General features: G+C 54.8%; 6 protein-coding genes and 2 pseudogenes. 2 read left to right on the top strand and 6 right to left on the bottom strand.

Features of this window, described 5'->3' with window-relative positions; translation table 11 throughout:
- Positions 1-199, top strand: a 199-nt coding sequence (locus tag NKJ01_RS35655) for a hypothetical protein (RefSeq protein WP_352735240.1), incomplete at its 5' end; no start/stop codon positions are given.
- 351 nt (positions 200-550) lie between these two features.
- On the opposite strand, the pseudogene NKJ01_RS35650 reads toward NKJ01_RS35655, so the two are convergent.
- The 6 genes and pseudogenes from NKJ01_RS35650 to alr form a co-directional block, all read right to left on the bottom strand.
- Positions 551-628 (bottom strand): annotated as a pseudogene (locus tag NKJ01_RS35650) (transposase domain-containing protein); the annotation flags it as partial.
- Positions 629-880: 252 nt separating this feature from the next.
- Entirely contained in the window at positions 881-1,855 is a 975-nt protein-coding gene (locus NKJ01_RS35645) for a D-alanine--D-alanine ligase family protein (protein ID WP_352735238.1), read from the bottom strand.
- A 683-nt stretch (positions 1,856-2,538) separates the two neighbouring features.
- A complete protein-coding gene (locus NKJ01_RS36630; RefSeq protein WP_502905959.1) occupies positions 2,539-2,589 on the bottom strand; it encodes a hypothetical protein in 51 nt (16 codons plus the stop codon).
- Between the two features lie 71 nt (positions 2,590-2,660).
- Positions 2,661-2,864: pseudogene (locus NKJ01_RS36625) on the bottom strand (IS3 family transposase); the annotation flags it as partial.
- A 79-nt stretch (positions 2,865-2,943) separates the two neighbouring features.
- Positions 2,944-3,021 (bottom strand): hypothetical protein, encoded by a 78-nt coding sequence (locus NKJ01_RS36620; protein ID WP_502905957.1) that lies wholly within the window; start codon positions 3,019-3,021, stop codon positions 2,944-2,946.
- A gap of 512 nt (positions 3,022-3,533) precedes the next feature.
- Positions 3,534-4,628, bottom strand: a complete 1,095-nt coding sequence (gene alr, locus NKJ01_RS35635) for an alanine racemase (protein WP_352735236.1) — start codon at positions 4,626-4,628, stop codon at positions 3,534-3,536.
- Between the two features lie 821 nt (positions 4,629-5,449).
- Here alr and NKJ01_RS35630 point away from each other — a divergent pair.
- On the top strand, positions 5,450-6,667 hold the full coding sequence (locus NKJ01_RS35630) for an arginine deiminase (protein ID WP_352735234.1): 1,218 nt from the start codon (positions 5,450-5,452) through the stop codon (positions 6,665-6,667).
- The last annotated feature ends 209 nt before the right edge of the window (positions 6,668-6,876 follow it).

Genomic DNA, 6,876 nt, shown 5'->3' with positions numbered 1-6,876 from the left:
GCCGCCGACTGATGACAAACCGCTCAGCGGCAGCGCAAGATCGTTCATGGTGGGTGTGGTCTCCGGGAAATGGTTCGGATCGGCTGACGCAACCAAATCCTACGTCATTTCAACGGCTTGCGCCACATCCACCAACCCCCATGAATTTTTCAGGCTAGCTCTGGCCACGTCAACATCTCGGGCACGCAGCAATACCTAACCCTAACCCCGGACCTTCTCGTTCAAGAAGACCGATCAGGCGGTCGTTCCTTACCTTGAAAAGGCGGAGATCGACGCCTTGGTCGCCGCTCCAGATGGGCGGACGGAGTAGAGTCGGCGCGACTACGCGCTGCTGCTTTCCCCTACAACGTGCGAGAGCGTCAGAGGCGGTCGCCGTCAAGGTGGCGGACCTGGACGTGAACGGCCCCAGCGTCAAAATCCATGGCAAGGGCGGCAAGCAGCGATACTGCCCATTGTGGACCGCCGTCGTCGAGTTACGGGCACTCGTCGGCGACGGAGCCCCTTCTCGATCCGTCTTCCTCAATCGCTGCGGCCAACCCATACTCGCTTAGTCGGGCAGTCGGGTGAGGACGTCAGCGAGCCAGGACTGCGGGTCGATATCGTTCATCTTGGCGCTGACGATCAGGCTGGTCGCGACATCGTACTGACGCGCCACCGCCTGTGGCCCCGGGCGCGAATGCCGCGGCCAGTATCCGGCACTGATCCTCTTCACGCCAACGCCGACGCCGCTCCGGCCCGGTCGATAACGTCACATGGCTCATGCTGTGCTGCTAAGTATGCCCGTAAGGACGCCTTAAGAGCGCAGCCTCGCTGCCGTGCCATGCTCGCGCAAGGCGGCCCTCGCCTGAGGCGTACGCTGGATCTCCCCTAGCCACTGGTCTCATTTTAGCTGCCCCGGAATTTGCGCAGCAGTGCTCAATGTGAGGAGATCTTCGAACGAAAACCCTGATTGGAAGGAGAGTGCCGCATTGCTGCCAGGATACAGTCCTGGGATGGTGTTAGCCTCAAGATAGACCGGGGCGCCGTCGTTATAGATAAAGTCGAAGCGCACAAGCCCTTTGCAGTTCAACTGTCTATAAAGCCTGAGGGCATCATCGCGGATACGTTCTGCCGCCAGCCCATGGAGTATCCTGGGTGTGGCACGCTCATCAACCGACTTCACCTTCAACCGGTTATCGTAGAAGCGCCAGCCGTCTGGAAGGTCGAATAGCACGGCATCGCCTATGATAAGCTCTTGGTCAACTTGAAAGATGCCGACGGTACCGAATGGCCCATCGATGAATTCCTCAAGGCGCCATCTGGAGCGGTCAGTAGATTGGATTCGGGTAATTGCCTCTGCGGCTGCAACCTGGCCATCCAGAATCTTGATCCCGAGACTGTTCCCTTCGTCAATTGGTTTGAGGACAAGTACCCGCGACTGCTGGAGTTCGCACGGCCAGGACTGGGGATCTCCCAGGGCTGTTACTAAGCAGCCGTGTGGGACTGGATAGCCCAAGCCTCGAAGCAATGAGACAAAGATCTCTTTGTTCATTCCGATCGCGGAGGGCAGAATTGATGGCCCGGAGTAGGGAACGCGTAGGATGTCAAGGAACCCCTGCATCGTACCGTCTTCGCCCCCTGCGCCATAGACAATATTTAGTACGAAGTCGCATTGGCGGACGGCGCGAATAAGATGGTCTACATCGTTCGTGTCCACAACGTCAACTGAACGGCACAGTTTTTGAAGATACGGCAACAGTGCATCTCGATTTGAAAGAGAGCTCTCGCGCTCATTTGATGAGCCTCCAGCAAGAAGAATTAGGCGCGTCCTAGATAGGACTTCTCGTGCAGTCGAAAGCATTGTGGCGTTATGCATATCGTCTTCCTCCTTGAATGCGAGCTCGTACTGAGTGCCCCTCCGCGCGGCATCGTCGACTTACAATGCTAAGTGCGCGGTTGAACATCTCGGCCAGCGAGCCGGCGTCGCCATTAATGGGTAGGGCTGGCCAACGCTTGAAAGAACGTTTCTTAAGATGACAGTGCTGCCTTGACATGTTGCTTTCCTTCCTTCGTCCCATCGATCGCGACACGAAATGCCGGTTGGCAGCCGCCGCCGTCTCATAAGGTAGTCTCTCAAGAGTCGTGCCAACTGTGCAGAAGAAACGCAGGGAGATTTTTATGTTGTTCCATAGCTTAATAAGAGCGCATAGGAACCGGCCCAACACCATCGTGTCGCTGACTCAACACACCCGACCGTTGTCGATTGTCGAGCTTCTCCCAGGAATGGCGGACAGGATCCTGCGCGAGTAAGCGGTCTGCAACTGAACTTTCATCCAGTTGCGATTAGAGTATCCGTCTCGGTCGCTCCGATACCATTCTCTGGACCGCCGGAAGGTAGAGTTTCCCGGCTTTCTGACGATGGCGGGCTGGCGGCGCCATCGGGATTGAGCAACGAGATCGGGGCCTTGTGTCCGATCGCCCCATGTGGGCGTTCCTCGTTGTAGAGTAGTTATCTGCGCCAATCCTCCAACTTTTCGGCGCCTCGGCAAGGGTCAGGAATCAGTGGGCCTTCAGGCACTCCGCCCTGAAGCGGCCGTTGAAGGCTTCGATGTAGGCGTTGTCGGTCGGCTTTCCTGGCTGAAGTCAAGCCTCACGCCTTTCGCGTAGGTCCATAGGTCGAGGTCGCGGGAGACGAACTCGGAGCCTTGGTCGACGCGGATCGTCTTCGGATACCGATCTTCGGACAGACCTGTTCCAGTGCCCTGACCACATCCTCCGCCCGATAGTGAAGCGCGGTCGAGCACAGGCATATAGCGGGACGTGTCGACGACCGTCAGCACACGGATCTCCTTGCCCGTCGCGAGCTGATCGTGGACGAAGTCCATCGCCAGACGTGTTCGGGCCGACGGCTTCCCCCCGCCTTCCCGCAGCTTCCCTTCACACGCCTCTTGGGCGTCTTGTTCCTCAGTTGGAGGCCAAATTCCTGTAAATGCGATAGGTTCGCTTCATGTTGATGTGGCAGCCCTCGCGCGTGAGCATCACGTGCACGCGCCGGTAGCCGTAGCGCGCGCGTGTGGCGCAGATGTCCTTGATCCGAGCCTCGATGCCGGCTGATCGCGGCGGCGGGACTTGTAGTGATGGGTCGACGTGTCAAACTCCAGAACCCGGGATGCCCGCCGGATCGGCACGTTCCACTCATCACACGTCTCTGCTTCACTCTCAATCCGCTCCAGCAAATGCTGGGAATAAAGCACCTAGGAAGGAAAATACCTATCCGCAAGAATACTATCGACGATGGAAGTCTATAGACCAGGACAACAACACTCCCTGTGCTCCATGGCACATCAGAAACGAGGACTAACAGGACGCCTTTTCCTTGACTGTCCACGAGCATCTCGTTGAATAATCGGCCTACAGTGTATATTTCGGAAAGCAATACTACGATGATATCTGTCACTCATTGACCATCATTTCCGCATTATATACCGCACCAAATGCTCAGCCGCATAGAAGTCAAAAGTGTCAAATTTCGCAACGCCAGCAATAAGGTTAAGCTAGGCTGACTCTGTTATATATTCCTTAAAACATCCAGCACCCAAGTGTATCAATACTTCATGCGGACTTGCGTGCGCGACTGCTGCGAGGTCATCAACCGTGAAGTCCCGGTGTAAGATGTCCACGAACGATCCTGGTTGACAGTTTACTTCAGCTATATCTGTAACATCTATCGCCATAGAGTCCATCATAATGCTGCCAACTTGAGCGGCGGGGCGACCAGCGCAAAGGACAGAAATCTTATTTGCACAAGCCCATGGGACACCATGCTTATAGCCGATCCCTACGATCGCCATTCGACTGTCTCTAGCTGTGCGATAAGTCCCGCCATACCCGACCGCTTCCTTATCGGGCACGTTGCGCACTTCCAGAATTTTTGCTCGGAGATTGATCACGGATTGAAACGGGCTTGGGCGGACGCACGTGGTGTTGAGCCCGTACAACGCCGAACCGGCCCGCACCATGTCAAAGTGATAAGACTTGCCGAGCCAGGCGCCTGCGGAAGCGGCCAAACTCCCGCGAGCAGGTCTAAGTAAATTGTAAATTGATTGGAAGCGATCACGCTGGAGAGAATTTGTCACGTCCGAGGAGTATCCGGCGCATGCAAGATGGCTAAATATTACCTCGGGAGGATACCTCTGAAAGGTGCGCGTTAGGCACTCTTGGCGCAACTGTTCCATGTTGAGGCCGGCCCGAGAGAATCCGGTGTCCACGTTTAAGAAGTAAGGGAGTGACTTTACACTTGCCGTGAAACGGAGATCCTCGCAATTATTAACAACCGGCGTCAATTCAAAGTGGGAGTAGACATCAAAATCCCTTCGCAGGCCGCCTCCAAATACAACGACCGTCGGGCCCCGCAGAATGGATCGTAAGGTTATTGCCTCATTTATACTTGCTACGAAAAACACTCGGCAACCGGCTTCAGCTAGAGTCATCGACACCATTTCGACACCTAGTCCATATGCATCGCCCTTAACTACAGCACTTACCTCAACCCGAGGCCCGACAAAGGTCGATATTGTTTCGAAGTTTGACCGTAATGCTGCGAGATTGACTTCCAGTACAGCATCTGGTGACCGAGCCACGGGCGACATTGGTTGCCTAACATTCTATTGTGCTTTCTCAGAGAGATGACGCTTAGCTTGCCTGAGTTAGGCATCGGCTCCCCAAGGGGCCTCGACTGTCTACACCGCAACCTATTGGCATCAGCCTTCGTTCCTCAGTATTGCACGGGAAGATGTGAAATTCAAACTGTAAACGTTAAGGTAATGTTAATTTTTGTGAATGACTTACAACAGTAGAAAACATTTTTTTATACCAAGTAACGTGGGATCAGGACGCTTCTTTGTGCTATGAGAAAAGTGTATGAAGGAGTGAAGCATGGAAGAAAGTGTGAGAATCTTGACCATTGGGTGCGGTGGGCCGGCGGCGCCGTTCTGGATTCCTGAATCAAAGCGGGCGACAATATGAGCTGTAGGTAGGCGCAAGAGATCTTCAAATGGGCTCTCGTGCGTCAATAGTGTCCATTAAAGCCCCGCTCATGGACACTATCCTCACAGTCCAGACCCAAGGCTATCTGATCCGAGCCGCGCCACGAAAGGCGGTCGTCACCGGCCGCTTACGGCATACCCGTGCGGTTCATGACACTTCGACGCTCTGCGGAGGTGGGGAAGAGGCCTGGTGTTGGCCAGAAAAAAGACATTTCCAGATATGGTGCGATTTTTGCTTGTGTTAAAGAGTTCACCTTATAGCGGAGCCTGCTCATGCCAGAACATATGTTCTGCCAGCGTTCACGACCGACCGGATCTCGTTGATTTGCCCAACACCGGAAGCCAAAGGATTAAGTTGCCGCTCCATGCTGCTTAGGCCTGTAAATATGGCGCCTCAGGTAATTGGCTGATCATGGAGGAATTACATGACGAATTTAGGCGTTCATTCAGAAGTCGGCAAGCTACGCGAAGTGCTGGTCCACCGGCCGGGGTTCAGCCTTCGCCGTCTCACACCGGAGAACTGCAGGGATCTTCTCTTCGAGGATATACTCTGGGTCGAGCGAGCGCAGGAGGAGCACGATGCCTTCGTAGACGTCCTACATCGACACGGCGTCACCGTCCATGCTCTCGGCAAAATGCTTTCGGAAACTATGGAAATACCCGAAGCGCGCCGCTGGCTTCTGGATCGACGGATTCACCCTTCCATTGTGGGGCTAGACTTCATCGACGATTTGCGGTCTTGGCTTGATGAGAGGACAGCCAACGAGCTCGCGAACTGTCTAGTTGGGGGCCTCGCTCGGGCAGATCTTGGCTTTGCGTCAAGCGGACTGACTTGTCGAACTTCACGATCTGAGGACTTCGTTCTACTACCGCTACCGAACCAGCTTTTCACACGGGATAGCTCCTCGTGGATCTACGGCAATGTCTCAATAAATTCGATGTATTCGCCCGCAAGGCAGCCGGAAGCCGACAATGTTGAAGCTGTTTACCGGTTTCACCCACGATTTCGCAATGTAAACTTTAGTTATCTGTCATCGGGTCGAGCAGAAGGAAATTACAGTCTAGAAGGAGGCGACGTGATGCCGATCGGTGGCGGTGCCGTTTTAATCGGGATGGGAGAGCGGACTACGCCACAGGCCGTTGAAGCCCTAGCTCAAAAGCTCTTTAAGGACGGCAACATTACATCCGTAATCGCCACGCTGATGCCGAGGGATCGGAGGTTCATGCACTTGGACACAATCTTTACTTTTTGCGATCGAGACCTCGTGACAGTCTTTCCGCCAGTAGTTGAGAGGATGCGAACATTCACGCTCCGCCCTGGCAAGCTCCGCGGCAAAGTGGATGTCATTGAAGAGACTGAACCCTTTTTAACTGTTGTGGCTAAGGCTTTGGGATTCAAAGCTTTGCGCGCCGTTGCCACGGGCGGGGATAGTGACGACGCGGTGCGAGAACAATGGACCGACGCAAACAACGTCATAGCCATTGAGCCGGGCGTTGTCATTGCCTACAATCGGAACGTTCTCACCAACAAGCAATTGAAACGGGCCGGTGTCGAAGTGATAACGATCGAAGACGGAGAACTCAGTCGCGGACGCGGAGGCGGACATTGCATGACCTGCCCTTTGGTACGCGATCCGATCTAGAATTGGCGCAAGGTTATCACCCCGGCGCAAAACATCTCACGCGTGAAGGACATCAAGGTTTAGAACCGTCAGACCAAGCGTAAGACCGTATGTCCGCCTCTGCCGGTGAGGTGGCTCGCCCTATACTGCGCGTCCGAGGGTTGCTTCTCTATTGGCGTGTTGAAGTCAAGCGCTTTTCGAGCCTTCCGCTTCGCCGGCGTTGCGCATCT

Source organism: Mesorhizobium sp. M0276 (assembly GCF_040321755.1).
Lineage (GTDB): Bacteria > Pseudomonadota > Alphaproteobacteria > Rhizobiales > Rhizobiaceae > Mesorhizobium.
The sequence above is the reverse complement of the archived record's forward strand: the minus strand, read 5'-3'. Positions and strand labels throughout refer to the sequence as shown.